Consider the following 24,824-nt stretch of genomic DNA (forward strand, 5'->3'; position numbering starts at 1 on the left):
CGTTGAAAGACGGAGATCCGGCCCCGTCAAACCTGACCGCCGAGGAAAGGGCGGTGTTTGACGAGGCCAGGGAGTATCTGAACAAGGGCTTCGGGGTTGCGGCAATCATGGGAACGCGTCCGCAAACCGTTGGATACGGTCTTGCCGACTCCCCCGCAGGTTTGGCAGCGTGCTTAGCCAGTTCCTTTCGCCACTGTTCAATAGGCGGAGCGACAAATACGGAGGGACAATCGCCAATCGTATGCAGCCTCTGCTGGAAGCCATCGATACGACTCGCTCGGCTGTCGGTCCGGATTTTCCAATCGCAGTGAAGCTCAATTCCTCAGACCAGCTTCAGGGTGGGTTCAACACGGAAGATGCGCTCACCGTCGTGGCGGCGCTGGACCGCTCTTCGGTTGACCTGATCGACATCAGCGGCGGGACCTACTTCCCCGGAGCAAAGTCCGCCTCCGACGGGACAGGACGTGGACCCTACTTCCTCGAGTTTGCAAAGCGCGCGCGCGCTGTAACGACAAAACCCCTTATGTTGACAGGCGGTTTCAAGACGCGGGCACAGGCCGAAGACGCCGTAGCAAGTGGTGCAATTGATATCGTCGGTCTTGCGCGTGCGCTCGTCCTCGAGCCATCGCTTCCCGACCTTTGGAAAGCAGGTAGGACACCTGACCCGCTCTTTCCCAGATTTTCCGATGCCCCGGAGGGCGGGATCACCGCCTGGTACACGATGAGGTTGACTGAGATCGGCACCGACAGGGAGACATCGGCTTTCGGCGACCTTGAGCAGGCAATCAAAAACTATAAAGTGCGCGACAAACTCCGAACAAAAGTTTGGTTGCGTCATTTCGCCGAATGATATCGCGGGACAGTACTGATGCACTGCTATTTCCACTGTTGGTGCGCAAGCGGTGGCTTTATCTATTCCTGCGTGAGCCGATCGCCGACATCCATTCATCCCCCCGCCGGACGTATTGAGTGCTAGCGCCATCCTCCACCCAAACTACCACGAGGTTGATCCGCTGCACGATGTCCCTAGTCGCGCTGGAACGCGCGCGAAATCTCCGACCGGCGAATGTCCGTCTGCTCTGGTCGCCCAGGAGCGACAATCCCGCGTGCTGCCGACTGCCCAGTTCAGCAAGGGTCACCTCGACGCTGCGAGCAGCTTTGTCACCTGGGTTGCCGGAAGTACACCGTCATCTTTAAGTGTCGGTATTCGTCCACAGTCAGCATCTCGTGCATGAATCTCAGTTGGGTTCCGTCCGGATCAAATATGGCGCCAATGCCTCGCGCATAGTTTTCCACGCCCGGCTGCTCAATCCATCGGCGGAAATCAGGGGACAGCATCTTCATTTCATCGACCATCGCAAGCATTGCCGGATCGTCGGGAGCGGTTGCCAGGTCGAAGCGAAACTGCGCGAGTAGCTTCGGGGCTTCACTACTCCAGTGAGGAAGACGCGGGCGGAACTCCGGGTCGGCAAAAATCAAGCGTATGATGTTGCGGTCCAGTTGCTCGAGCTTTGTGAATCCGAACAGTTCATCGGCTGCTTCATTCCATGCAACGACGTCCCAACGCAGGTTGGCGACATAAGCCGGCCGCGTAACGAGATCATCCAGCAAATTCTGGATGAGCGGGCTAACGGATGGCCATTGATAGGCTTCAGGTGGCGGCGGTCGCCTGTGCGCAAGCAGGAACAGACGGCTGCACCCCGCATCGTCGAGCTTCAACGCTTTCGCGACCTTGAGCAGAAAGCTCTCGGAGACCTGAATGTCTCGCCCCTGCTCGAACCATGTGTACCATGTGAGGCCGACGCCCGCGAGCGCGGCCACTTCCTCCCGCCGGAGACCCGGCGTACGGCGGGCGCCGGTGGAAGGTAAGCCCGCATCGACTGGCGTCAGCTTTTTCCTGTGGCGCGTCAGAAAGTCGGAGAGATCGGTTCGCGTGCGCGCGAGTGTGCGGTCGGCCAAGACTGTTGCCTTCGGTAACAGGATGATTTCCTATATTGTAACAGGATCATTATGCCTCGTAGATCGGTTTGCGGCAAGGAGGCAGCATGACTTCTCAGGACAAACCGAATTTTTCACTTTCCAGATCGGCGGTTGACGCAGATCCATCACCAGTTGCGACAGCAGGAGCACGCGAATGGCTGGGGTTGGCGCTACTGGCCTTGCCCACCATTTTGCTCGGTCTGGATCTCACGCTGCTCCACCTGGCGCTTCCGGCGCTTGCCGCCGATTTGCAACCGACCAGCATGCAAGCGCTCTGGATCATGGATGCCTACGGCTTCATGATCGCGGGCTTCCTCATCACCATGGGTACGCTCGGCGATCGTATCGGACGCCGCAAGCTTCTGATGATCGGTGCGGCCGCTTTTGCCGTCGCGTCGATGCTCGCGGCCTTCTCGACAAGCGCCGTCATGCTCATTGTTGCCCGGGCAGTGCTCGGGATGGCGGGCGCAGCCCTGATGCCATCGACGTTGGCGCTCATCACCAACATGTTCGCCGATCGACGACAGCGCGCCCTGGGTTTTGGAGTATGGGCCGCCATGTTCGCGCTCGGAATGGCGCTAGGGCCGATTGTGGGCGGGGTGCTGCTGGAACACTTCTGGTGGGGGGCTGCTTTTCTCATAGCCGTACCGGTTGTCGGCCTGTTGCTTTTGCTGGCGCCCGTTCTGCTGCCGGAATATCTAGCATCACGCGCCGGTAGGCTGGACTTCGCAAGCGTTGGCCTTTCGCTCGCCGCCATGTTGCCCGTGGTCTATGGCATCAAACAGATCGCCAAGGACGGCTTGGGATTTAATCCTGTCGGTGCGATCGCGCTGGGGCTTGTCTTCGCCGTGGTATTTGTCCGCCGACAGAGGAGACTGGCCGATCCACTGCTCGACATGTCGTTGTTCGCCAACCGATCCTTCAGCGTAGCGTTGATCGTGCTGCTTTTCGGCCTCGTCGCTGTTGGCGGCACGATGCTCCTGGTCACACAGTATCTGCAACTGGTGGCCGGGTTCTCTCCGCTCGTCGCGGGCCTCTGGATGGGGCCGCCCGCGCTTGCCATGCTTGCCGCGGGCGTCACCGCGCCGGTCGTTGCGCGGCGTGTAAGGCCCGGCTTTGTCGTGGCTGGAGCGCTGGGACTGTCGTGGCCGGGTATCTGATGCTGACTCAACTGGATAACAGCGCCTCCGGCGTCGTCATTGTTGTCGCCGGATTCTCGTTGGCCTATCTCGGGCTTGGGACGATTGCTGCGCTGGGTACCGACCTCGTGGTCGGATCGGCTCCCGCCGACAAGGCAGGCTCAGCATCAGCAATGTCCGAGACGGTGCAGGACCTCGGGGTATCGCTCGGGATCGCCGTGCTTGGCAGCATCGCTACCGCCATCTATCGCCGGGCGGTGCTCGACCACATACCCGAAACTCTTGGTCGTGAAGCGCATGAAGCCGTTGCCGACAGCTTGTGGGCGGCATCATCGGTGGCGTCGGAATTGCCTCCCGGCCTCATGGAAGAGGCGCAGGCTGCGTTCATAGCAGGGTTCAGCAGCGCGGCAGTGTTCAGTGCCGTGAGCGTCTCCATTCTCGCGGTCCTCGCTGCCGTTTCGCTGCGGCATGTTGGGATCATTGATGGCAGCGAGTCGCGGAAGTGAGGTTGGAGCTTCGACATCTGCGATGTTTTCTTGCGGCAGCGGAGCAGCGAAGCTTTCGAGGTGCAGCGCGTAGACCCCATCAAGGGGTGACCGTGATGGCGATTCACAAAGCGAGCCTGTGGGATGAAGTCGACTTCGAGAATGCGGTCGAGATCTCGAACGCCTTGCCGATTGCCGATTGCCGAACCCCGAGTGCATGAGATGCTCGCCTGAAACTCCGGTGCTCAGCGACAGCAAGAAAATAGCGGAGGTGACGACGCTCCATCTCGACTACTCGCCGAGCCGGCGCACTAAACGCGCATCTATCGGCAGACGTCGGGTGCTTCGCCCCGTCGGATTGGAAAAGGCGTTGGCCACCGCCGCACCCGCGGGCCCCTGCGCTGCTACACCAACGCCGAGGTAGCCCTCGCCCGGGCGATCGATCAGGTGCACCTCGACGTCAGGAGATTCCGTTATGCGCAGGATCGGATAGCTCTCCCAGTGGCGATGTCACGTTGTTCATCAACGATCAAGGAAGGCGTGTGTCTGAGAAATCAAGCACTCGCGCCGGTCACGGCTTTCCACTGGGCCATAGCGCGGATCCGAGGGATGTGGGTGGCCAGAGCTGAGCGTTTTTGATGCGGTGCGGACGAAGAGATTTCGAACTGCCGAAAAGATCGATACGAAGCGTTGCAAGTCGCCGACTGATCGAAATCTCTGCATCATCCGTTCTCGTTTTCGCAATGGTACGTGAGAATTCGCCGCCCGGTTGTTGAGCCTTATGAGATCGATGCCCGACACCCTGCATGACTTCCCGCTTTGCCGAAGCGTATGAGCGCAGCTTGTCGGTGATAATGCGCTACGGCACCAAACCTTGCTTCTTCAGCAGTCTGACCAGCAATCGCTTGGCAGCTTTGGTATCGCGGCGGGTCTGGACGATCTCGTCGAGAACATAACCATCCTGATCGGCAGCGCGCCACAGCCAGTGCTTTCGGCCGCCTATGGAAATCACAACCTCGTCCAAATGCCAGATATCCCTTCGCGACGGCTTCTTTCTGCGTAATTGCTTTGTGTAAGTCGAGCCGAATTTGCGGCCCCATCGCCGGATCGTTTCATAAGACACAACAATGCCGCGCTCCAACAGCATTTCCTCGACCAGCCGCAGGCTCAAAGGGAACCGAAAATACAGCCAGACAGCATGGGCGGATCTGCGGAGGAAAGCGGTGATTCTTATAGCTGATGATGGGCTTGCTCATCTCAACCCCATTATCCACGAACCGTTAAGCCGCACACAAGGTGACATGGCCACGCCTGCTGCTCTCTGAGATCAGACAACCGCGCCCGTCACGGCTTTCCAATGCGCTATTGCACGGATGCGGTGAATGTGCCCGGCCAGGGCGGACCGTTTGTGATGCGAGTGTTGTCACCTTCGGATATCAACAGGATGCGTCCCCATCCGGCCGCCATATCCAAACATGGTCTGGATTTCCGGCGGCGAGTTCCTGATGGGCTCGGATAGTAAGCCGAATGGGAGTTCGCCGCACGCGGCGGGCTGGACGATGCCGAATTCGTCTGGGGCGACGAGTTGACGCCCGGCGGAAAGCACACGGCGATCGGCTAGTTCCGCAATCTTCGGAACATTCGGCTCCACTGTCGAAATTCGCTATCGTTTCCCTCGAGCCACGCATCCAGGCCACAGAGGGCGACGGCGGTTGCCGCATCAGCTCCATAGAACTCGGTCGCGCGCCGGACGATGGCGCCATCGGCATTCTGTTCCGTTTTGAGCGGTTCTTCGGACCTGCTGGCTTTAGATGGTTGACGCGACAAGGCTCTCTCCCGCGTCCGGCGCAGGAGTATATCAGCGTGATCGCCGGACGTTGCCGCTCATGCGTCCTCATGGAGGAAAAGCTTGCTGTGCCGCCCATGGCGAAGGGTCGTGCAAGCGCGACACTAGTCTGAAGGCGGGCTGGCAGCAAGTTGGTTCGACACCGGACCGACCGTTGCGAATGCTGTGGTCCAGCTTCAGTTGGTCTGGCAGGTTCACGGACAACGTCGGAGCGGAATGTCACTTCGGGTGCAGTCGATCCCGATTCTGCCGCGCCTGCGGCTTGCCACATCTCCTGCGGCTGCACCGGGAACCGAAGTGGCATGCGCGAATTCCACGAGCCGTGGCCGGGGCCACCGCTATGCTCGGCTCTCCGATACGCTCTTTTCTATGAGGGATGTCGATCCCGGCGAAGAACGACACCGGCGGTCACCCGGGAGGGGCGCTTGATGATTGTGAAGTTTTTTTTCAAAAGTTCTTTGCAAACCCTTCGTTGAAATGGGATTGCGCTTCCCCCAGACTCTGTGCGGCCATAAAGTGGCTCGCAGTTTTGACGGGGGAAAGGATGCCGACTTGCCGATGAAGACCAGCCTCGACCATCTGCCGCCCGTCAAGCAGCATGAGTTGCGCAAGGTTGTGGACATCATCCTCGAGGAGTTCGAGGACGCACTGAAGGGCGCGTCGGCCACATTCAAGAAGCGCGGGCGGATCCTGAAGATCATCCTGTTCGGCTCCTATGCGCGCGGAACCTTCGTCGACGAGCCGTATACGAAGAAAGGCTACCTGTCGGACTTCGACATTCTGATCATCGTCAATGACCGCAAGCTCGCTGATTTCGCTACCTATTGGAACAAGGCCGCCGAACGGCTCTTGCGGCATGCCGAGATCAGGACGCCGGTCAGTCTGATCGTGCATTCCCTTCGCGAGGTGAACACCCTCCTGAAGGAAGGGCGGTATTTCTTCGTCGATGTCCGCCGTGACGGGGTTGTGCTCTATCAGCTGGACGACGAGCCTCTGGCCATGCCGGGCCGAATCACTGCGGAAGAAGCGCGCCAAATGGCTTCAGCGTACTTCGACGACCGGTTGCCCCATGCTCGCAAATTCTTAAAAGGGGCGGCTTTCTATCACGCTGAACAAGATCTCAAGGAATCTGCCTTTCTTTTGCATCAGGCGATCGAACAGGCCTATTCAACATTGCTGCTGGTGCTGACGAACTACAGCCCGCCATCGCACAATATCCGGTTCCTCCGCGGTCTGGCGGAGGGGCAAGCGGAGGATCTGGCGGATGCGTGGCCGCGCAACCAGCAACGCTACGTTTCCTGGTTCAACGTGATCAACGAAGCCTATGTGAAAGCGCGCTATTCGCCTCATTTCGAGATTTCCGGGGAAGCGTTGCAGTGGCTTCTCGAGCGGACCGAGCTGCTGATCTCCAGGATTGAGACAGTCTGCCAGCAGTATCTGATACAAATCGGTCCCACTGAGGAATGACCGAGATCGCCACGCTGGAACGGGGCGACGCCTACCGCGGTCGGTCCGCCGCCTACCTTGCCTGTCGCCGCGAACGGCTGTCCCTGGTTGATCATGGCAAGACCAACTTCGCGACCGGTGAGAACGGCTTCGACGCGATTGCTGGAAAGCGCAAGAACGGCATCCGCCATGGCAGGGAAATTGCTGATCTCCGGGGCGAGCGGAGCGGGTGCGCTCCGCTGGCAAATCTTCGCTGGCGTCAACTTTCAGTTTCCGCTTCGGAAGCCCACCGAATAGCGATGGGGACTTCAAGGAAGACTGAGACCCTGTTGATGATCACGATGGCGGCTTGGATCGCATCGGTGTCGTTGGGATTAGGGGGCGGCCACGCGATGTGACGCCCTTCCGTTCTGTTTGGCCATCATCATGCAGGCTTCAAGTCGTCCGCGCCCTTCACCAGGACCGGTTGCCAGGAAAGCACGGAGTGCGGGAGCGATGGGAAAGGCTGGCGGCAAGGAGTATCGGCAGCAAGCCTAGCTGACATCCACGCGTGCCGTCGGTAGGTTCAGAGGTCATCTTCGCCAGAGGCGAGCTCGAAATGGAGGGGGCCTGATCCGGCTGGAGCGCGTCACGTTGTCCAGATCTGTCGCCCATTTGCAGACAGTACTCTGGCCCTGCGAGGCGTGCGGTGCCAAGTTGTTGAAAGCAATGGTAGGGGCAGAGTGGGCTCGAGCCCCGACCTACGGCTCTGGAGACCGCATCGCTTCCTTCAAGAAACGCGGTTCGGTTCGACTAGAAGCTCACGGAACGTCGTTGCTTGCCACGACGCCGCCTTCGCCTTCAAGCGTTGCGATGCGGCGGGTCTCCGAGCGATTGAACTTTAGCCTTACGCCTATCCCGCCGGCGTCGTCATCGGCTATAAACACGGCTCCGGCCCTCTCCAAGGCAGACTGGATCTTTGCTACGGATGCCAGATCTGGAATCTCCAGTTTGCGCTCGAACATCGCAATGACATCCACATCAATGCATGAGGATGCGGCCAATCGGTCCCTGCCAAACTCGACGAGCGCTCGGGCAGCGCGGCATTGAGCCCCTGTGATCATATGCTCCTCCAATCCTCCTAGCAGAGATGACGGCCAAACAAACCCGATCCCGTTGCCATTGGCAAGGATCGGGATCGTTCACTGAGGCAACTGGGCGCGCCGTTCCCAGATCTGGTCTGGAAAGGATTGGCTTTCCGGATTATCCGAGTTGAAGATCATGCGCGCTCAGTCGCTCGAACCGCGGCCTAGCCCTTTTGATCGGATGGGAAGATGATGTCCTGATCCACCAGGACGTTGAATTTGTAGCCTGGCCTGATCTCGATTGTTGGCTGCACGTTCAGGTTTCTGGAAATCGTCTGTTCGGTGACACGACCGAAACTTTCCGCGAAATTCCTGCGTGCTGCATCCGATGCCGTGTCCTGCGTCGCCAGGGTGGAGCTTTCGGGCATCGAGGCGTCGATGCCGGTCCCGATCAGCGCAATGAGTGCGGCCGAACCGAACGTCCGCCACAGATGTCGATCGACCTTATCCTTGAAGCCGCCATAGCCTTCTGGGTCCGTGCCCGCCATGCCGCCGATCTGAAGGGGCGATCCGTTCGGAAAGATCAGGTCGGTCCAGACCACCAACACACGCTCCTGACCGAACGATACCTTGGAATCGTAGCGGCCGAACAGTTTTGCGCCCTGCGGAATCAGAAGGCGGTAACCGGTGGCGCTGTCGTAGACGTTCTGGCTGACTTGCGCGGCGATCCTTCCGGGCAGATCGGAGTTGAGGCCAGTGATCAGCGTTGCTGGAATCACGGAGCCACGCTTCAGCTCGTAGGGAGAAAGTTGTGGCACGACCTGGTTCGGCAGATATCCCAGATCCTGGATATCCTGATTGAAGAAGCCTTCCTTCGAGCCCTGTTCATTCGGATCGGCGGTTTGCCCCAGAAGACCAGACTTCATTGCCGCCGTTGCGTAGAGATCGGAGGCGTTGCTTGTCGCATGGTTCACAGCTGGACGGCTGTCAGTCCTGTTGTCAGCCGCGTTGCTCTGCGCGTCCGAGACGTCGACCTTCAGCGGAGAGTCCAAGGCCGTTGCATGCGCCTGCAGACGCGCCATTCTCTGGCGCTGCGCCTCGCGCAAATATTGTTCATCCTGCTCTCGCTTGAACTGTGCCTTCCACTCTGCTTCGGACTCGAGCTGGGATCGGCTGTCGTTGCGACCCTGGTTCTGCCGTTCGATCGCAGGTTCCTTCGCCGGTTCTCTATCGACGACGACGACGGGCGTCGGCTGAAAAAGCTCCTGGCTTTCCGGCTCGCCGATGATCCCGTCGCTCACGCCACGCTTCAACTGGTCGCCGAAATCCGTCGCCGGAGTGTTCGATGCGCTTGCGAGATCATTTCCGCGGTTGAAGGAAAGGCCGCGCCATGAAAGGCCGACGACAACGACGCCAAGGAACAGCACGATGATCACGATAGCGGCGACAATCGGCAAACGATTGAGGCGACGCATACCCTGTTGGTCATCGGTATTGCCAGCAGTGCCGAGCTGGAGCGACTGGACCATATTCCCTTCCCCCGTCAGTTGCTCTGCATGATCGAAAGTGGACTGGCCCGGGTCGCACCGGCTGCTGTCGCGGTATAGGCCCGGCCAAGGGCGATTGAAGGGGTGCTGAGGCGCGCGAGAACCTGGCCGTCGAAACTGTCGATCGACCATACTACCTCGACCGGCTTTTGATCCTTCCCGACTTTACCGCCGACGATGACCGTGTAGCCCCAGCCCTTCAGCGCGGCCTCGAGCGCCGCCGCATATTCAGAGGCGTCCTTGTCCATCTTGATCGTCGTCGTTCCAGCAGGTCCAATCTGCTCGACGAGCCTGCTTGCCATGTCGCCCGCGATTGCGCCGGCACTCGCGCCGGTCACTGCGACAGGCGTGGAGCTGGTGGTCAGCGTCTCGTCCGCGGTTTGGCAACTGGCAAGCGGCCATGTGATCAGGAGAGCCGCGAAGATCTTGCGCATCGCTCAACCTCCCCGCCGGATCGTGATTTTCTGCTGCCGCCAGCCAACCCCGGATACGAGGACAGCCTTGTCGACTGCGTAGTCGACGATCATCATGTCGTTCTTCATGCGATAATTGACGATCCGGTTCTGGCCGCCGTTGACGACGAAGAGCACCGGCGCGTCCTGGCCGGAAATCGACCTCGGGAACTGAATGTAGGTCTTCGAGCCGTCCGAATAGACGCGCTTCGGGCGCCAGGAGGCGCGCCCGCTGATCGAATAGGAAAAGTTCAGCTTGTCCGAAGGGGATCCTGGAATGCCGCCCGTTTCCAGCCGGGCATTGATGTCGGCCAGCTTGGTCGAGACGTCTTCCGGATACTCGAACCCGATGCGTGCCATGTATTGGCTCGGATGGGATTTAAGCTGGACATGGTAGGTCCGCCGGGACGTCGTCACGACCATGGAGGTGACCAGACCCGCCTCGGAGGGTTTGACGATCAGGTGGATCGCCTGTCCGCCCGTCGCCCCCGACGTCGCTGGTTCGATCTTCCATCGAACCGTGTCGCCGACGAGCACGTCTCGGACGATCTCGCCCCCCTGCAATTCGATGTCACAGACCTGCAGCGGCGAGCACACGACGGAGGGCTGGGTCTCGCCGAACAGGAAGATGACCTTGCCGTCTGGACCGGTGGTCACCAGCCCGGGTGTGCCCCTCCACTTTCTGGAAATGTTCGTCCCCTTCACTTCGTTCGAGGTCATGGATTGCGCCTGCGCGCCACCCACCAGGAGCCCGGCCATGCCTATGGCCGTGATCATTGCTGTTCTCGTCATCGGAATTCCCCTGCCCTCAAAGCTGTGCTGTCCAATCGAAGTCCTGGACGTAGAGGCCGATCGGATTGAGACGGATGATCGCCTCGTCCTGCGGCGCGGTCAGTGCCACGGTCGCAATGCCGCGGAAACGCCGCGTGCCGGTTTCCTTGCCCTTGCGATCGCGCTCGTATTCGGTCCAGTCGATCTGATAGGTCTGGTTGGACAGCGCCACGATGTTGTTGACCTCGATGGCCACCGTCGATGTCTTGGCCTTTTCGAACGGCGAGTTTCCGCGAAACCAGGCGTTGACCTTCGATGTCGACGGATCAGGAGTTCGCAGCAGCGCATAGGTCCGGTCGATATATTGCTTCTGGACGACGGCATCCGGCGTGATCGAGCGGAAGCTCGTGACGAAATTGCCGAGCGTGGCGCGAACCACACGAGCATCGGCATATTCGATTTGCTGGGGAAACCCTGCCGTCACCGAGGTTCCGAGTTTGTCGACTTCGACGATGTAGGGCACCAGCTTGACCTGGGCGCTGAGATACATGGCGTAGCTGAAGCCGACCACGGCCATTGACAGACCGAGAATACCGACGATCCGCCAGGCGCGAGCAGCCTGGACATAGGAGCCGTATCGCTCCGTCCATTCCTGTCGGGCGGCAAGGTATGGGCTTTCGGGCGGCCGATTTGCTGCCATCACTCTCTGCCTTCCTGACTATGGTTTATCATTGCGTTCTGGGTGCGGCTTCGGGCCGCTGTAGCCGCTTCGGCCTGCATCGAGCTTCGCGTTCGCCAGACCCATGATCGAACCGGCATAGGCTCCCGGAGAGCCAATCGCCTTCTCCTTTGCCGCGGAGCCGGCAGCCTTCCCGGCCGACCCGATGCCGGCTCCCATGCCGCGGAGAGCCGCGCCCGCAGCGGAAGATCCAGCAGCGCGGGCCGCCTGGGCTGCGGCAAACCCAGCACCGGCGGCACCGGCGGCGAGAAACACGCTGCCAGCTCCGAAGGAGGCCGCCTGGCTGCCGTGGCGGATCGTCTCCATCCCGCCCGTCACCGAAGCGCCCTGGACCACGCCCTGAATGATGCCTGGCACATACATGGCGATGATGAAGACGACGACGGAGATGCCTGCGATGGCCAGCGTCGTCATGAACTGGTCAGGTTCTGCCGTGGGCGCTTGCGCCAAGCCCAGGAGGACTTCCGAGCCGATCTTTGCGATCATTACCAGTGCCATCAGCTTCATCCCGACGCCAAAGGCGTATATGAGATAGCGGATTGCAAAATCCTTGGTAAAGGACGAGCCGCCGAGACCGAGCATGATCATACCGGCGAGCAGCCCGACATACATCTCGACCATCACTGCGACGAAGATTGCCGCGACAAGCGAGAAGCAGATGACCACGACACCCATCGCCAGTACCGCGGCGATGGCGAGCGCATTGTCCTCGAATACGCCGAACTTGGCTTGCCCGGACATCTGCGAGGCGACCCGGATCCCGGCGTCGAAAACTTCTGCTGGCGACGCGGAACCACCGCTGGCTCCAATCAGATAGAGGCTGTCGACGACAGCTCTCGCGAATGTCGGGCCCTGATCGAGGACGAAGGCAAAAAAGCCGACGAACATGATTCGACGGACAAGCTCGGCAAACCAGCTGTCGAGCGAGGCTGCCTGGATCGCAAGCCACACCGCGGCGATACCGATTTCGATCGCGGCGAGAATCCAGAACAGGGATTTTGCCGCATCCATGATGGTGGTTTCCCATCCTTTCGCCGCGGCCGAAACCTGGTTCTCGAGTTCGGTCAGGACCTGGCCGTGCTCAGCGAATGCGGGGCTCGCAAGAAGCAGCCAGGCAAGACCACCCAGAAACAAGGCCCGTTCGAGATCGAGCTTCACCATCTCGGACGCATCTCCTGTCCCTTCTCGATCGACGGAAGTTCCGTCTTCGAACCGAAGAATTTCTCGCGGGTGACCCGCCGCTCCTCGCTCATCGGTTTCTCCGACCCTTTGGATCGGATGGCGAAGAAGGTGGCGCCGGAGGCGGTTGCTGCGGCAACGAGCAGCCCAATGATGAAGACGATCGGACGGTTCACCAGCGTGGCTCCATTTTCTGACCGCTTGGGATGGGTTTCACCTCGGCATTGAAGAATTTCTCGCGCCGCGCCTGAGCGAGATCCCTGTCGGTCTGCTCCGACTGGAGCCACGTGCCCATCATCGTCATCTGTTGCGAAACGAGGCCGCGCAGCTTTTGCATCTGGCCGACTTGCTGGGCCGCTATCTGATGGCCGACCTGTAGCGCCTTCATCTGGCCGTCGGCCGATTCAGACATGGATCGCAATGAGGACATGGTGCTTTCTTCGCTGTCGAATTGATCGGCGGTCAGGCTCGCGGCTTTCAAGGTGCTGCCGATGGTGTCGCGGTTGGTGTCAGACCATGCTTGATAGGTGGACGAGAAGCTCTCGGTGTCGGGCAGGTCCTTCTTGAGGTCGGCATAGCTCTTGAACCGCTGCTTGAGGATGTCGTCGGCATTGCCCATTGAGAACGCGATACTCTCTCCCTGATCGACGATGCTCCGCAGCTTGTTCAGATCACTCTCGACCTGTCCCCAGATGTAGTTTGGGAGCTGGGCCGTGTTTTGCAGCATGTTCTCGTAGATCTTCAGCTGGTTCTGGATCTGCTCGGCCAACTGGCTGATCTGGGTCAGTTGATTGTCGACCTGTAAGCCTGAGCTTTTCAGGAGATCGACAAGCTGGGCGTTGTTGGCAAGCTGGGTCCATTCGGTCGCAGCGCCCGTCGCTGAACCGGCATGGACAGGGGTCACGGACGCCAGAACGATTGCCGAGGCGGCAAGGCTGGCGAGCCAATTATTCGAAGTTGAGCAGCGATGTGGCATCGTGAACGCCTCTTGTTTCAAGCCAGTGGACCGGCCAGCTCCGGCCGTGTTCGGATTTCAGCGCGCGGATATGCCTGAGGTCTTCTTTTCCGGAGGCGCCGACGAAGCTCAGCGCCAAGGGTCCGAGCGACATGTCGAAAAGGCGCCTCCCTTCTGGACTTGCGACGTAGTATTCACGCTTCGGAATGGCGGCCGAGACGATCTCGATCTGGCGCTCGTTGAAGCCGATGCGCTCGTAGAACTCCCGGGTCCCCGGTTCACCCGCGGCGCCATTCGGTAGGCAGATCTTGGTTGGGCAGGATTCCTTGAGGACATCGATGATGCCGGAACGTTCGGCGTCCGAGATGGACTGTGTCGCCAATACGACGGCGCAATTGGCCTTGCGGAGGACTTTCAGCCATTCGCGGATCTTGTTGCGGAAGACCGGATGACCAAGCATGAGCCAGGCCTCGTCAAGCACGATCAGGCTTGGGGAGCCATCGAGGCGCTTTTCTATCCTGCGAAACAGATAAGTCAGCACTGGAACAAGATGGCGCTCGCCCATATTCATCAGCTGCTCGATCTCGAAGCATTGAAAAGCGCCGAGCTTCAAGCCGTCCTGCTCGGCGTCGAGTAGTTGCCCCATCGGCCCGTCAATCGTGTAGTGATGAAGCGCATCCTTGATCTCGCGCAGTTGCACGCCGCTGACGAAGTCCGACAGCGATCGACCTGGCGCATTGGCCATCAAGCCGATTTGCCTCGAGACTGCGTTGCGATGGTCCGGCGAAATGGCAACGCCCTGCAGTGCGACCAGAATCTCGATCCATTCCGTGGCCCAGGCGCGATCACTATCGGTGGCAAGATCGGCGAGTGGGCAAAATGCGAGCTCCCTGCCCTCTTCATCGCTTTCTCCGCCGACTTCATAGTGATCGCCGCCGCAGCCGAGTGTCAGGGGGAGGAGCGAATTGCCTTTGTCGAACGCGAATATCTGTGCGCTCCCGTAGCGCCTGAACTGTGCGGCAATCAGTGCAAGCAGCGTCGACTTCCCGGAGCCCGTCGGCCCGAAAATCAGGGTATGGCCGACATCATCGACGTGCAGGTTCAGCCGAAACGGTGTCGATCCGCTGGCGACCTGCATCAGCGGCGGCGCGTTCACAGGATAGAACGGGCAAGGCGCGACCGGATTGCCGGACCAGACGGAATTGAGCGGAACGAGATCGGCGAGATTGCGCGTGTTGATCAGCGGTTCGCGAATGTTGCAATACCAGTTGCCCGGCAGGCTACCAAGATAGGCGTCGGTGGCATTCAGCGTTTCGACCCGCGCTCCAAATCCTTCTGCCTGCACGAGCCGGCGTATCGCTTCGGCCTTTTCCTGTAAGGATTCCCGGTCTTCCTCAAACAGGACGATCACCGGCGTGTAATAGCCGTAGGCGACGAGCTGGGACGAAGCCTGCGCGATCGCATCCTCCGTTTCGGCCACCATCGTCATGGCATCCTGATCGATGGACCGGCTTTGCGTCTGGAAAAGCTGATCGAAGAAGGGCCGGACCTTCTGCTGCCATTTCTTTCGTGTCCGCTCGAGCTTCTGACGCGCCTCTTCGGCGTCGAGGAAAATGAACCGCGACGACCAGCGGTAGGTGAGCGGCATGAGATCAAGGCTGTTGAGAATGCCTGGCCAACTCTCTGCTGGCAAACCGTCAATGCCGACGACGGCGAGGAAGCGGCTGTCGACCTTCGGCGACAGCCCGTGCTGAAGTTCTGCCGTCGCCAGCCAGTCGAGATACATCGGGACTTCCGGCAACCGGATAGGATGGCTCTCGCCAGTAATGCAGAAGCGGACGAACTGCAGCAGTTCATCGTATCGCGCGGTCCTCTCCCCTCCCCGTTCGGCCGCCTCGCGGGTTTGCATACGCCGGATCGAAAGCGTGTTGGCAAGATATTGCTCGATTTCCCGGATGGCATTCCTGAAGATGAACAGCACCGTGTCTGCATAGGATTTCTTGCGGCTCCCCTCGTCCGCATAGAGGTATTTTCTCAGCGCCGTCGTCTTCGATTCAGGCGGCCGATAGGTCAAAATGAGCGCGTGCTTGCTCTCGAAATGACCCTGCTCGCGTGCGAAATGTGCTCGCCTTTCGGCGTCGATCGCGCGTGTGACAGGATCCGGGAAATGGCATTGGTCGGGAGACGGGTATTCGACCGTCGGTATCCGGATTGCCTCGACCTGGATCATCCATCCGCTGCCCAACCGCGACAGGATCGCATTGATCTGACGAGACAGGTCATTTTTTTCGAGATCGGTGGCGCTTTCGGAGTCCGGGCCGGCGAAATACCAGCCGGCCATCAGACTTCCGTCCTTGAGAAGAAGCACACCGTTGTCGACCAATCCGGCGTAGGGGACCAGATCCGCAAACGACGGGCCGGTGGCGCGGAAACGCTTGAGAGCAGCCATTCGCACCTCCTCAGTATTTCCGCCACGGCGCGGAGGTCGGCCGGTAGTACGGCTTGTAGGAAATGTGCCGGGCATAGACTTGGCGCATGAAGGGATCCGACTTGGCCATCATGCGAAGCAAGCCGACGATCACGATCCACACGGCGACCCCGAAGAGTGCCGAGTAGATTGTCAGCACGACGAAGATCAGGATCACGGCAGCGAGACCTGTGATCAGCACCAGCTCACGATCGGCGCCCATCAGAAGGTTCGGCCGGGAAAGGGCGCGATGGATACGGTTGCGATGAAGTCTGGAGGCGGTCTCATCCATGAGCCCCCTCCCCTGCCCTTACAGCTTGGGTGAACCGCTCGGTCGGTAGACCGATCGAAGCTCCTGTGGCACCGAAGAGGCCAACGATCGTCGTGGCACCGAGGAGGATGCCCGCGACGAGCACGACATACATGAGACGTCTGGCGAAATCGTTGAGTTCGCCGCCAAAGATGAGCATTCCGCCTGCAATCGCAACGGCTGCGAGTGCGATATAGCCGGCAACCGGACCCGTGATGGACTCCTGGATCTGCTCGAGCGGCCCTTCCCATGGGAGGCTGCCACCGGAACTCGCCAATGCAGGTGCAGCCATGACGACTGCTGCAGCGGCGAAAAAGCCGCATGAAAGGAGAGATGTCTTAAACCGCATCACGCGCGTCCTCTGCACAGGGTTCGATCTGGTATTGGCCACCCGCAAACCGGATCACGTGAAGGATCTCGGCTATGCGACGGCCCTTGGCCGTGCGCTCGATCGATATGACGAGATCGACAGCATCGCCGATAACTGCCTGCATCGGCTGGTGGCTGGCTTCGGCCGTCAGTTGCTCGAGCCGCTGGAGTGCGGATCGAGCACTATTGGAATGGATGGTCGCAACGCCCCCGGGATGGCCGGTATTCCAGGCCTTGAGCATGGTCAGCGCGGCGCCGTCTCTGACTTCGCCGACGATGATCCGGTCGGGACGCAGACGCATGGTGCTCTTGAGAAGCCGCGACATGTCCACGGGTTCGCTGGTATGAAGGCTGACCGCGTTCTCCGCGGCGCACTGGATTTCAGCAGTGTCCTCAAGGATCACCAGTCGGTCCTCCGGCGAATGAGCGACGATCTCCGCCAGGATCGCATTGGTCAGGGTCGTCTTTCCGGAGCCAGTCCCACCGGCGACGAGGAGATTGAGCTTCGACGCGACGGCGCTGCGAATGACGTCGGCCTGGCTGATCGTCATGGTCCTGCTTGCGACGTAGTCGTCGAGGGGAATGAGGCGCGATGCACGGCGTCGAATGGTGAAGGAAGGGCCGGAAACGACCGGCGGCAACAGCCCCTCGAACCGGTGCCCCCCGATTGGAAGCTCTCCAGAAACAATAGGCCGTTCGTCGTCGATCTCGGAGCTCAGGACGTGGGCCACACTTCCGATGACCGTCTCGGCGGCGGAACGGGACATCTCACCGGCAGCCGCTATCCCTTGGCCCAGCCGTTCGATGAACAGCCTACCGTCCGGATTAAGCATGATTTCGACGACGCTCGGATCGTCGAGCGCGACGCAAAGATGGTCTCCCAGGGCATTCTGCAGCTTGCTCACAAGCCTCGGCAATGAGCGGTTCTGGGTGCCAAGCATGGTCAGGCAGCCTCCTTCTGGGCGGTTGTGATATTTGAAGACGGGCTGGGGCGAAGCCGATCGAAACTCAGCCTGTCGGCGGTAAAAATGCCTGCAACGCTTCGCATGCCGTTGATCAAGGTGGATGATCCGAGGGGGGACATAGGCCAGCCGGCCCGACGCAGGATGCGCTGGCGCCTTACGGCCGTTGCGGTGACGATTTCCCGACCATTGAGGAAGCTCCACTTGACGATACCGAAGCATGGCACCGGTCGCCCGATACAGTCCTCCCTGCTTGCGTCCTGTCGTATTGTCTGTATCGACGCAGAAGCGGAAGCTTTCGATCATTCGGTCTTGTGTCGGTCGATGGCGCGTTGCGAGTCGCTGCGGAAACACGTCACGCAGCATTGTCCCGTCGGCCGCGGACACAAGGTGCGCGATGCAAGCTGGTTCCAGTTCATCGAACCGGTCGTCCTCAATGCGCGACGTGCACCTGGTATCCCATGCCAGCCAACCCCGGATAATCCGTGCTCTCATGCGGTGCATTTCGTGGACCGGGTACTTCTCGGCATCGCTTCCCGGGTTCTTGATCGCGACGACGCGCATCGTGCAAATCTCCATTGCGTGGGCACAATGAGGTTTGCCGGGGCTTCGGAAATCGATCTACTGGCAAAAGTGTTAGGTGGCGATTCTCGCGATCACGTCCGGCGATGCCTTCCTCCTGGGGTTGTCACCAAGGCCGTGCACTAACAAAAGTGATAGTGCCGGCGCGGCGAGCTGTGCGTCGCTGGAACAGCTAAATGACGGGGATTGAACGAAAAAAATGTCAGCTGACATCGGCCGCATTCGTCGCATTAACCTCTCGTTAACCTAAAACCTCTTGCCCGAATCTCAGAATCGGCACTATCGTCAGTGGCGAAACTTTACCGCTTTCGCGCAAAAGATCGCCACTGACGAGAAATGGATATTTGAGATGGCGAAAACCGCCGTAAAAGAAGCACCTGCAGCTGAAGGTTTGACCGCCTTGATGGAGCGTCATGCCGACGCACTCTCTACCCAACTGCAGGCACATCACCTCAAGGTTTTCCCCCCGACAGCTGAGAAGGGCATTCGGACGTTCGGGCCATCGGAGGCTTCGAAGCTCCTCGGAATCGGCGAGTCTTATTTGAGACAGACTGCTTCAGAAATGCCAGAGCTTAACGTCAGCATGAGCCCGGGTGGCCGGCGGACCTTTTCGATTGACGATATCCATGCCATCCGCGGGCATCTGGACCAGATAGGCAGGGGGACTCGCCGCTACCTCCCCCATCGTCGCGGCGGTGAACAGCTACAAGTCATCTCTGTGATGAATTTCAAGGGTGGGTCTGGGAAGACAACCACAGCTGCGCATCTGGCTCAATACCTGGCGATGCGCGGCTACCGTGTCCTTGCGATTGATCTCGATCCGCAGGCGAGCCTTTCGGCGCTCTTCGGCAGTCAGCCAGAGACGGACGTTGGCCCGAATGAAACCCTCTATGGTGCGATACGGTACGATGATGAGCGGCTACCGATCGAACAGGTTGTCCGCGGAACATATATTCCCGACCTTCACCTGATTCCGGGTAACCTCGAACTGATGGAGTTCGAACACGACACGCCGCGCGCCCTGATGCAGCGCAAAGAGGGTGACACGCTCTTCTACGGCCGAATCAGCCAGGTGATTGAGGACATTGCAGATAACTACGATGTCGTTGTCATCGACTGCCCTCCTCAGCTAGGGTACCTCACGCTTTCCGCCCTCACCGCCGCAACATCGATCCTTGTGACCGTCCACCCCCAGATGCTGGATGTGATGTCGATGAACCAGTTTCTGGCGATGACGTCGAACCTGCTGCGGGAAATTGAGAACGCTGGCGCCCGGTTCAGGTTTCATTGGATGCGTTACCTGATCACCCGCTTTGAGCCAAGCGATGGACCGCAAAACCAGATGGTCGGCTATCTGAGGTCTATCTTCGGCGAAAATGTCCTCAATTTCCCCATGTTGAAAACGACCGCCGTGTCAGACGCCGGCTTGACCAACCAGACCCTTTTTGAAGTCGAACGCGGCCAGTTTACGCGCTCGACCTATGATCGGGCCCTGGAGGCGATGAACGCGGTCAACGACGAGATTGAAGGTCTGATCAAGAAAGCATGGGGTAGAACCACATGAGCCGGAAGCACATCCTCGGCGTCTCATCGGAGGCACCCGACGCGTCTCCCGCCGACAATCGTCCGCCCAAAAGTCGTTCCATGCCGCTGCTCGGTGTGGCGAGGAAGGAACGTGATCCAGCAACCAAACTGACAGCGAACATTGGCAACGCCCTGCGCGAGCAGAACGATCGTCTCGGCCGTGCTGAAGAAATTGAGCGTCGGCTTGCTGAAGGTCAATCGGTCATTGAGCTTGACCCCTCCACGATTGAGCCCTCTTTCGTGCGTGACCGTATGCCAGGAGATATTGATGGGTTGCTGGCCTCGATTCGCGAGCAAGGTCAGCAAGTTCCTATCCTCGTCCGCCCTCACCCGGATAGGTCCGCTCGCTACCAGGTCGCCTTCGGACATCGCCGGCTGCGCGCACTCTCGGAGTTGGGGCTTCCGGTAAAAGCGGTAGTTCGTGATCTGTCGGACGAGCAGCTTGTTGTCGCGCAGGGTCAGGAAAATAACGAGCGCGAAGATCTTACTTTCATCGAGAAAGCGCGCTTCGCACATCATCTCAACAAGCAGTTTCCTCGTGAGATCGTGATCTCCGCGATGTCGATCGATAAAAGCAACTTGTCAAAGATGCTTCTGCTCGTTGACGCTCTGCCCTCTGAACTGATTGACGCGATCGGCGCCGCCCCTGGTGTGGGACGACCGAGTTGGCAACAACTGGCGGAATTGATTGAGAAGGCTCCGGCCCCGACAGATGCGCTGCGACATGCGATGTCGGTTGAGGTTCAGGCGCTGCCCTCTGCGGATCGTTTCAGGTCAGTGGTGGTTAGTCTAAAGCCGGGCCCTGCCGCCCGCGGGCTTCCGGACGTGATGTCCACTCCGGACGGCGCCAGAATTGCACAGGTGACCCAGAGCAAAGCGAAGCTCGAAGTGATCATCGACAAGAAGGCAACGCCTGATTTCGCGGCCTTCGTGCTCGAACAATTGCCTGCGCTTTATCAAGCCCATCGGGATAAGATTCAAGGGAAACAGGGAGAGTAACCGCAAAAGAAAAGAGCCCCCACAACGTCGCCGTCGCGGAAGCCCTTTTGTCTCTGTAGCAAGGACAGAATCGCATTTCCTCGAATCCTCGTCAAGAGTCTTTGGCGCCGCTTAGGTGAGCGAATTTCTTTTGCCTGCTAAAGGGTGAAGAAAAATGCAGACGGGAAACGTGACGACGCCTTTTGGGCGGCGGTCGATATCGCTTGCGCACGTGCAGCGCCAAAGGGCATTGGCCGATATAAAGCAAGGCAAGACTGCGGAAAAATGGAGGGTCTTCAGGGATGCCTGCGCCGCCATGGATCTGCTCGGCATCCAGTCGAACAGCCTCGCGGTTCTCGATGCTCTGTTGAGCTTCTATCCTGACAGTGAGTTGCGGCAAGATGCGCAATTGATCGTCTTTCCATCCAATGTCCAGCTTGCACTTAGAGCGCATGGAATGGCCGGCGCGACATTGCGACGGCATCTTGCTGTCCTCGTTGACGCCGGTTTGATCGTTCGTAAGGACAGCGCAAACGGGAAGCGTTACGCCCGCAAGGATGATGCGGGTCAGATAGAGAACGCATTCGGTTTTGATCTGTCCCCTCTCCTTGCAAGATCCGATGAGTTGGCGATGCTGGCCCAACAGGTGGCAGCGGATCGTGCCGCGCTCAGAACAGCAAAAGAGACCTTGACGATCTGCCGTCGCGACGTTCGAAAGTTGATCACGGCCGCGATCGAGGAGGGCGCTGCAGGCGACTGGCACGCGGCGGAGAGTGTTTACGTTGCTCTTGTTGGGAGGATCCCGCGAGTTCCGACCGTCGAGACGATCACCTCAATCCTGGGCGAGATGCAAACGTTTCGTGACGAAGTGATCAACCAATTGGAAGCACAGCAGATTTCCGAAATTCATAGCACCAATGATGCTCATATTGATCGCCACATACAGAATTCAAATCCCGAATCTACTATTGAATTTGAACCGAGCTCTAGAAAAGAGTCGGGCGCGCCGCCGAATTTGACGAACCAGCCAAGGAGCGAGGCGATAAAGGCTTTTCCGCTTGGTATGGTCCTGAAGGCTTGCCCATCGATTGGCGACTACGGACTAGGGGGTGGAATAGCCGGTTGGCGCGATTTGATGTCGGCCGCGGTGGTTGTTCGGTCTATGTTGGGGATAAGCCCGTCGGCCTACCAGGACGCGTGCGACGCGATGGGCCCAGAGAACGCAGCGGCGACGATCGCCTGCATTCTGGAGCGTGCAAACTTCATTAATTCACCTGGCGGTTACCTGCGAGACTTGACCCGGCGAACTGAGCGGGGGGAATTTTCACTTGGTCCAATGATAATGGCGTTGTTGAGAGCGAACGGTCAGCAGAACACGAGGGCTGGGTAAGGCTGGAAGCCAAGGAGCGCATGGGGACGAACAGCTGCTGTCTTCATGCGCCGGCCGGAAACGGTTTGTCCGGTGTCATCATCGAAAGATCTCCGGCAAAGGCTTGTTCATGCTGAGCAAGACGCGGATCCGTGCGGGCGACGTCATCGACGCCGACGATCTGGCGTCGATGAGTGTTACCTCGGCCAAGAACGGCTTCGGCAGCAACTACGCCAGCCTGAAATTCCGGCTTGTCGATGACGGCGGTGTCGCCAATGCTGGTTTGACCACCGAAAAGACGGCGCACACGCTGACCTTCAACATTACGGACGTCACGGACACATTCACCGGAACAGTGGGAAAGAACGTGCTGAAGGGCACGGCCGGCCACGATGTTCTCAACGGCAAGGGCGGTGATGACGTGCTCTACGCAGGGACGGGCAACGACAAGTTCACAGGCGGCATTGGCCAGGATAAGCTCTATGATGAAGCAGGCGCCGACGCGTTCATTTTCACTTCGGTGAAAGACACGACTGTCGCGGTTGCAGGTCGAGATACGATCTACGATTTCACCTCCGCTGACCTCATCAATCTGTCTGCAATTGATGCCAACACAAAGTGGTCCGGCAACCAGGCGTTCGGCTTCATCGGCACCGAAGCGTTTTCTGGGAAAGCCGGGGAGCTTTCCTACGATAAACAGTCATCAGACACCTATGTCTACGGTGACGTAAACGGCGACATGAAGGCTGACTTTGCTATTCACCTGGATGACGCGTACTCGTTCACCAACGGCGATTTCATGTTCTAAGGCCGCCACTTTGACCGTTCGGTGATTCTCAAAGCTGAAGGCCGATGAACTCGGCCGAAAGCGCGGCGGCAGGGTGCGCTAGCCGCCCACGGAAATCGAAGCGTGGCCGACACAACTCGGCGCTTGAAAGGATCGCGACGACGCTCAGCGCATGGCCGCCTCGCCCAATGGGTTTGTCAAGGGCCGCGGTGTTCCACTCAGCCAACGCACTTTCGGCTGCCGATCGTTCCAGGTGTTTGCGACAGGCATCCACAGTGGCGCGAGCAGCGGCGTGGATTTTATACCAAGTGGAAGCAAAATACGCTGATGGTGGCGATCGCCCTTATGCGCGCCGAGGTGGCTGGACGCGCCAACATCCTGAACTGCTCAAGAACATCAGGCCGATCGAGGTCTGATAGCACCGAAGGAGATCGATGTCGCTTCGCGCGATTGGAATGGCGCTTGCGGCGCCCTTAAATGGACGATCGCCCACACCCCCGGGGCGTCCTCCCTTGCTGCCGGCCGACGATGCGGGCGGCAAACCGGGCTTGATCCGATACTCAACCCGCTCTTTGCTCTGAACCTCTGACCGCCAGATCGGCCAGCGCAAGGGCTGCCTCTCGCGTTCTGGCGGCCGCGATGAAACGGCCACTATGGCAGAAGACGGCGCCTTCCACGCCAGTAGCCGCTTCAAGGTCCCTCTCGGTCAGGCCTGCCCAGGCCGCTGGAAGGTCGGCGCGCAGTTCGAACCCTTCTTCGTTGCGGCGAATTCCCGTCAGGCACCAATCGCTCTCACGCGGATGGACGACGAACAGCAGGTGATCCGCACCTGCCTTGACGATGGCCGGTCGGAACGGCATGCCCATCGGCAGTTCGAGAACCCGGCCCTTTCCCACTGTCTCGATCGCCCGGAACACCAACGCTTCGGCCCGCAGCTTGGCATGCATGCCTTCGATCTTCGCTTCGACGAAACTGCGGGCTATCGCTGTTGCCGCATGGAACGCCCGATCGGTCGCCTCGGTATCCCGCTCGTCGAAGACAGGTTTCAATGTTTCCAGCAATGTCGGCAGGGTCAGACCGGCAAGCAGACCGGCGCTGTCCGGGCTGAGTGCACCATTGTCGACCAGGTCGACCGGCAACACGAAGCTCGCATCAAAGGCGGCATGCACGGATTCGATGAAGGCATCCGGAACAGGGATGGCAGCCAGATAGTCGCGGCCGAAATGTTTCCAGACTAACCCGAATGAGCTGTAGGGCCGACCGTCGTCGCGTAGCGGTGCTCCACGCTGGTGATGATCAAAGATCCGGGCGGGCGCATCATAGATACCACCGACATCGTAGACGATACGATCGGCGCCGGGCGTGGTCCATTCCGGCGCCCTGCTTCGTACCAGCCGTGCTTGCGGGAAAAGACGCGTGAGGACGGCGGAGGACAACACTTCATCCGCATGAAAACCGCCCGAATGCGTGACGAGAAAATCTGGGATCATATCGGCACCTTGTGTTTATAAATTCTGCCGGACGGCAGATAGCCAGTTTCTGGCGTCATCTCAATCAGCTCCAACTTAAACAGTAAGACCGTCCGCATTTTGCCGAGCGAGTCTCTGGCCCGCGGTGATGCGCGGCGGCGACAACCCCTCCCGGCCTCGCGCTTAGGCGTGCGAGATCTATCGCGTCGATCAATGACGTGCTCTGAGACCTCCAAAAGGTAAGTGGGACAAATTCGGTGGCAGTTCGCTTAGCGGCCCGCCCTTGAGGTGTGCATAGAGGCGGTATTCGGGAGAAGCTGTTGGCGGCAGGGATTCCCCAGCTG

24 protein-coding genes and 6 pseudogenes are annotated in these 24,824 nt (G+C 59.4%); 12 read left to right on the forward strand and 18 right to left on the reverse strand.

All coding sequences use genetic code 11. The features are described 5' to 3' along the window. Both GGQ64_RS28005 and GGQ64_RS27190 read left to right on the forward strand, forming a co-directional pair. Positions 1 to 170: pseudogene (locus tag GGQ64_RS28005) on the forward strand (epoxide hydrolase); the annotation flags it as partial. Further along, positions 170 to 850, forward strand: a complete 681-nt coding sequence (locus GGQ64_RS27190) for an oxidoreductase (protein WP_343059598.1) — start codon at positions 170 to 172, stop codon at positions 848 to 850. The pseudogene GGQ64_RS28005 and the gene GGQ64_RS27190, both read left to right, overlap by 1 nt. A 311-nt stretch (positions 851 to 1,161) precedes the next feature. Here the strand turns inward: GGQ64_RS27190 and GGQ64_RS27195 are convergent, their stop codons facing one another. Next, positions 1,162 to 1,959 (reverse strand): helix-turn-helix transcriptional regulator, encoded by a 798-nt coding sequence (locus GGQ64_RS27195; RefSeq protein WP_183808437.1) that lies wholly within the window; start codon positions 1,957 to 1,959, stop codon positions 1,162 to 1,164. A gap of 86 nt (positions 1,960 to 2,045) precedes the next feature. Between GGQ64_RS27195 and GGQ64_RS27200 the strand changes: the two genes are divergently transcribed. Together GGQ64_RS27200 and GGQ64_RS28010 are read left to right on the forward strand one after the other, a co-directional pair. Continuing rightward, positions 2,046 to 3,140, forward strand: coding sequence for an MFS transporter (locus GGQ64_RS27200; RefSeq protein ID WP_246422982.1), 1,095 nt, complete (start codon positions 2,046 to 2,048; stop codon positions 3,138 to 3,140). Then, on the forward strand, positions 3,140 to 3,625 hold the full coding sequence (locus GGQ64_RS28010) for an MFS transporter (RefSeq protein WP_246422983.1): 486 nt from the start codon (positions 3,140 to 3,142) through the stop codon (positions 3,623 to 3,625). The genes GGQ64_RS27200 and GGQ64_RS28010 overlap by 1 nt, the downstream gene beginning before the upstream one ends. Positions 3,626 to 3,728: 103 nt before the next feature. On the opposite strand, the gene GGQ64_RS28435 is transcribed toward GGQ64_RS28010, so the two are convergent. The 3 genes and pseudogenes from GGQ64_RS28435 to GGQ64_RS27215 all read right to left on the reverse strand — a co-directional run. Further along, entirely contained in the window at positions 3,729 to 3,890 is a 162-nt protein-coding gene (locus tag GGQ64_RS28435) for a LysR family transcriptional regulator (protein WP_183808438.1), read from the reverse strand. Positions 3,891 to 4,158: 268 nt separating this feature from the next. Continuing rightward, positions 4,159 to 4,838: pseudogene (locus tag GGQ64_RS27210) on the reverse strand (IS6 family transposase). Positions 4,839 to 4,931: 93 nt separating this feature from the next. Further along, a pseudogene (locus tag GGQ64_RS27215) lies at positions 4,932 to 5,018 on the reverse strand (IS6 family transposase); the annotation flags it as partial. Between the two features lie 108 nt (positions 5,019 to 5,126). Between GGQ64_RS27215 and GGQ64_RS27220 the strand changes: the two are divergent. The 3 genes and pseudogenes from GGQ64_RS27220 to GGQ64_RS27230 all read left to right on the forward strand — a co-directional run. After that, positions 5,127 to 5,216, forward strand: a pseudogene (locus tag GGQ64_RS27220) (SUMF1/EgtB/PvdO family nonheme iron enzyme); the annotation flags it as partial. A 792-nt stretch (positions 5,217 to 6,008) separates the two neighbouring features. Beyond that, positions 6,009 to 6,917, forward strand: coding sequence for a nucleotidyltransferase and HEPN domain-containing protein (locus GGQ64_RS27225; RefSeq protein ID WP_183808457.1), 909 nt, complete (start codon positions 6,009 to 6,011; stop codon positions 6,915 to 6,917). Beyond that, on the forward strand, positions 6,914 to 7,294 hold the full coding sequence (locus tag GGQ64_RS27230) for a hypothetical protein (RefSeq protein ID WP_183808439.1): 381 nt from the start codon (positions 6,914 to 6,916) through the stop codon (positions 7,292 to 7,294). The genes GGQ64_RS27225 and GGQ64_RS27230 overlap by 4 nt, the downstream gene beginning before the upstream one ends. 402 nt (positions 7,295 to 7,696) lie before the next feature. Here GGQ64_RS27230 and GGQ64_RS27235 read toward each other — a convergent pair whose 3' ends face one another. The 13 genes and pseudogenes from GGQ64_RS27235 to GGQ64_RS28155 form a co-directional block, all read right to left on the reverse strand. Further along, positions 7,697 to 7,999, reverse strand: a complete 303-nt coding sequence (locus GGQ64_RS27235) for an XRE family transcriptional regulator (RefSeq protein ID WP_183808440.1) — start codon at positions 7,997 to 7,999, stop codon at positions 7,697 to 7,699. Between the two features lie 185 nt (positions 8,000 to 8,184). Next, positions 8,185 to 9,489, reverse strand: coding sequence for an IncP-type conjugal transfer protein TrbI (gene trbI / locus GGQ64_RS27240; protein WP_183808441.1), 1,305 nt, complete (start codon positions 9,487 to 9,489; stop codon positions 8,185 to 8,187). 14 nt (positions 9,490 to 9,503) lie between these two features. Further along, complete coding sequence (gene trbH, locus GGQ64_RS27245; protein ID WP_183808442.1) at positions 9,504 to 9,941, reverse strand: conjugal transfer protein TrbH; 438 nt, start codon at positions 9,939 to 9,941, stop codon at positions 9,504 to 9,506. Between the two features lie 3 nt (positions 9,942 to 9,944). Then, positions 9,945 to 10,751, reverse strand: coding sequence for a P-type conjugative transfer protein TrbG (gene trbG, locus GGQ64_RS27250; RefSeq protein WP_183808443.1), 807 nt, complete (start codon positions 10,749 to 10,751; stop codon positions 9,945 to 9,947). A gap of 16 nt (positions 10,752 to 10,767) precedes the next feature. Then, a complete protein-coding gene (locus tag GGQ64_RS27255; RefSeq protein WP_183808444.1) occupies positions 10,768 to 11,430 on the reverse strand; it encodes a conjugal transfer protein TrbF in 663 nt (220 codons plus the stop codon). An 18-nt stretch (positions 11,431 to 11,448) separates the two neighbouring features. Further along, the gene (trbL, locus tag GGQ64_RS27260; RefSeq protein WP_183808445.1) at positions 11,449 to 12,630 is read right to left on the reverse strand and encodes a P-type conjugative transfer protein TrbL; all 1,182 of its coding nucleotides are present in this window, start codon (positions 12,628 to 12,630) and stop codon (positions 11,449 to 11,451) included. Further along, positions 12,624 to 12,824, reverse strand: a complete 201-nt coding sequence (gene trbK, locus GGQ64_RS27265; RefSeq protein WP_183808446.1) for an entry exclusion protein TrbK — start codon at positions 12,822 to 12,824, stop codon at positions 12,624 to 12,626. Before trbK ends, trbL begins: the two co-directional genes overlap by 7 nt. After that, complete coding sequence (trbJ, locus tag GGQ64_RS27270) at positions 12,821 to 13,624, reverse strand: P-type conjugative transfer protein TrbJ (protein WP_183808447.1); 804 nt, start codon at positions 13,622 to 13,624, stop codon at positions 12,821 to 12,823. Before trbJ ends, trbK begins: the two co-directional genes overlap by 4 nt. Beyond that, positions 13,596 to 16,052 (reverse strand): conjugal transfer protein TrbE, encoded by a 2,457-nt coding sequence (locus GGQ64_RS27275; protein ID WP_183808448.1) that lies wholly within the window; start codon positions 16,050 to 16,052, stop codon positions 13,596 to 13,598. The genes trbJ and GGQ64_RS27275 overlap by 29 nt, the downstream gene beginning before the upstream one ends. Before the next feature lie 10 nt (positions 16,053 to 16,062). Beyond that, positions 16,063 to 16,362: a conjugal transfer protein TrbD gene (locus tag GGQ64_RS27280; RefSeq protein ID WP_183808449.1), complete on the reverse strand. Its 300-nt coding sequence runs from the start codon at positions 16,360 to 16,362 to the stop codon at positions 16,063 to 16,065. Continuing rightward, entirely contained in the window at positions 16,355 to 16,729 is a 375-nt protein-coding gene (locus tag GGQ64_RS27285; RefSeq protein ID WP_183808450.1) for a TrbC/VirB2 family protein, read from the reverse strand. The genes GGQ64_RS27280 and GGQ64_RS27285 overlap by 8 nt, the downstream gene beginning before the upstream one ends. Next, positions 16,719 to 17,690 (reverse strand): P-type conjugative transfer ATPase TrbB, encoded by a 972-nt coding sequence (trbB, locus tag GGQ64_RS28015; protein ID WP_246422985.1) that lies wholly within the window; start codon positions 17,688 to 17,690, stop codon positions 16,719 to 16,721. Before trbB ends, GGQ64_RS27285 begins: the two co-directional genes overlap by 11 nt. A gap of 309 nt (positions 17,691 to 17,999) precedes the next feature. After that, a pseudogene (locus GGQ64_RS28155) lies at positions 18,000 to 18,290 on the reverse strand (acyl-homoserine-lactone synthase); the annotation flags it as partial. A gap of 352 nt (positions 18,291 to 18,642) precedes the next feature. Between GGQ64_RS28155 and repA the strand changes: the two are divergent. The 5 genes and pseudogenes from repA to GGQ64_RS28025 form a co-directional block, all read left to right on the forward strand. Continuing rightward, positions 18,643 to 19,857 carry a plasmid partitioning protein RepA gene (repA, locus tag GGQ64_RS27295; protein WP_183808452.1) on the forward strand — a complete coding sequence of 405 codons (1,215 nt, stop codon included), beginning with the start codon at positions 18,643 to 18,645 and terminating at the stop codon, positions 19,855 to 19,857. Beyond that, complete coding sequence (gene repB, locus GGQ64_RS27300) at positions 19,854 to 20,876, forward strand: plasmid partitioning protein RepB (RefSeq protein ID WP_183808453.1); 1,023 nt, start codon at positions 19,854 to 19,856, stop codon at positions 20,874 to 20,876. The genes repA and repB overlap by 4 nt, the downstream gene beginning before the upstream one ends. 154 nt (positions 20,877 to 21,030) lie before the next feature. After that, positions 21,031 to 22,245, forward strand: coding sequence for a plasmid replication protein RepC (repC, locus tag GGQ64_RS27305; protein ID WP_183808454.1), 1,215 nt, complete (start codon positions 21,031 to 21,033; stop codon positions 22,243 to 22,245). Positions 22,246 to 22,354: 109 nt separating this feature from the next. Continuing rightward, entirely contained in the window at positions 22,355 to 23,032 is a 678-nt protein-coding gene (locus GGQ64_RS27310; RefSeq protein WP_183808455.1) for a M10 family metallopeptidase C-terminal domain-containing protein, read from the forward strand. Between the two features lie 151 nt (positions 23,033 to 23,183). Then, positions 23,184 to 23,483: pseudogene (locus tag GGQ64_RS28025) on the forward strand (hypothetical protein); the annotation flags it as partial. Between the two features lie 88 nt (positions 23,484 to 23,571). Here GGQ64_RS28025 and GGQ64_RS27315 read toward each other — a convergent pair. Then, positions 23,572 to 24,501 (reverse strand): MYG1 family protein, encoded by a 930-nt coding sequence (locus GGQ64_RS27315; protein ID WP_183808456.1) that lies wholly within the window; start codon positions 24,499 to 24,501, stop codon positions 23,572 to 23,574. Positions 24,502 to 24,824: the final 323 nt, after the last annotated feature.

The organism is Mycoplana azooxidifex, from assembly GCF_014196765.1.
GTDB classification, from domain to species: Bacteria; Pseudomonadota; Alphaproteobacteria; order Rhizobiales; family Rhizobiaceae; genus Mycoplana; species Mycoplana azooxidifex.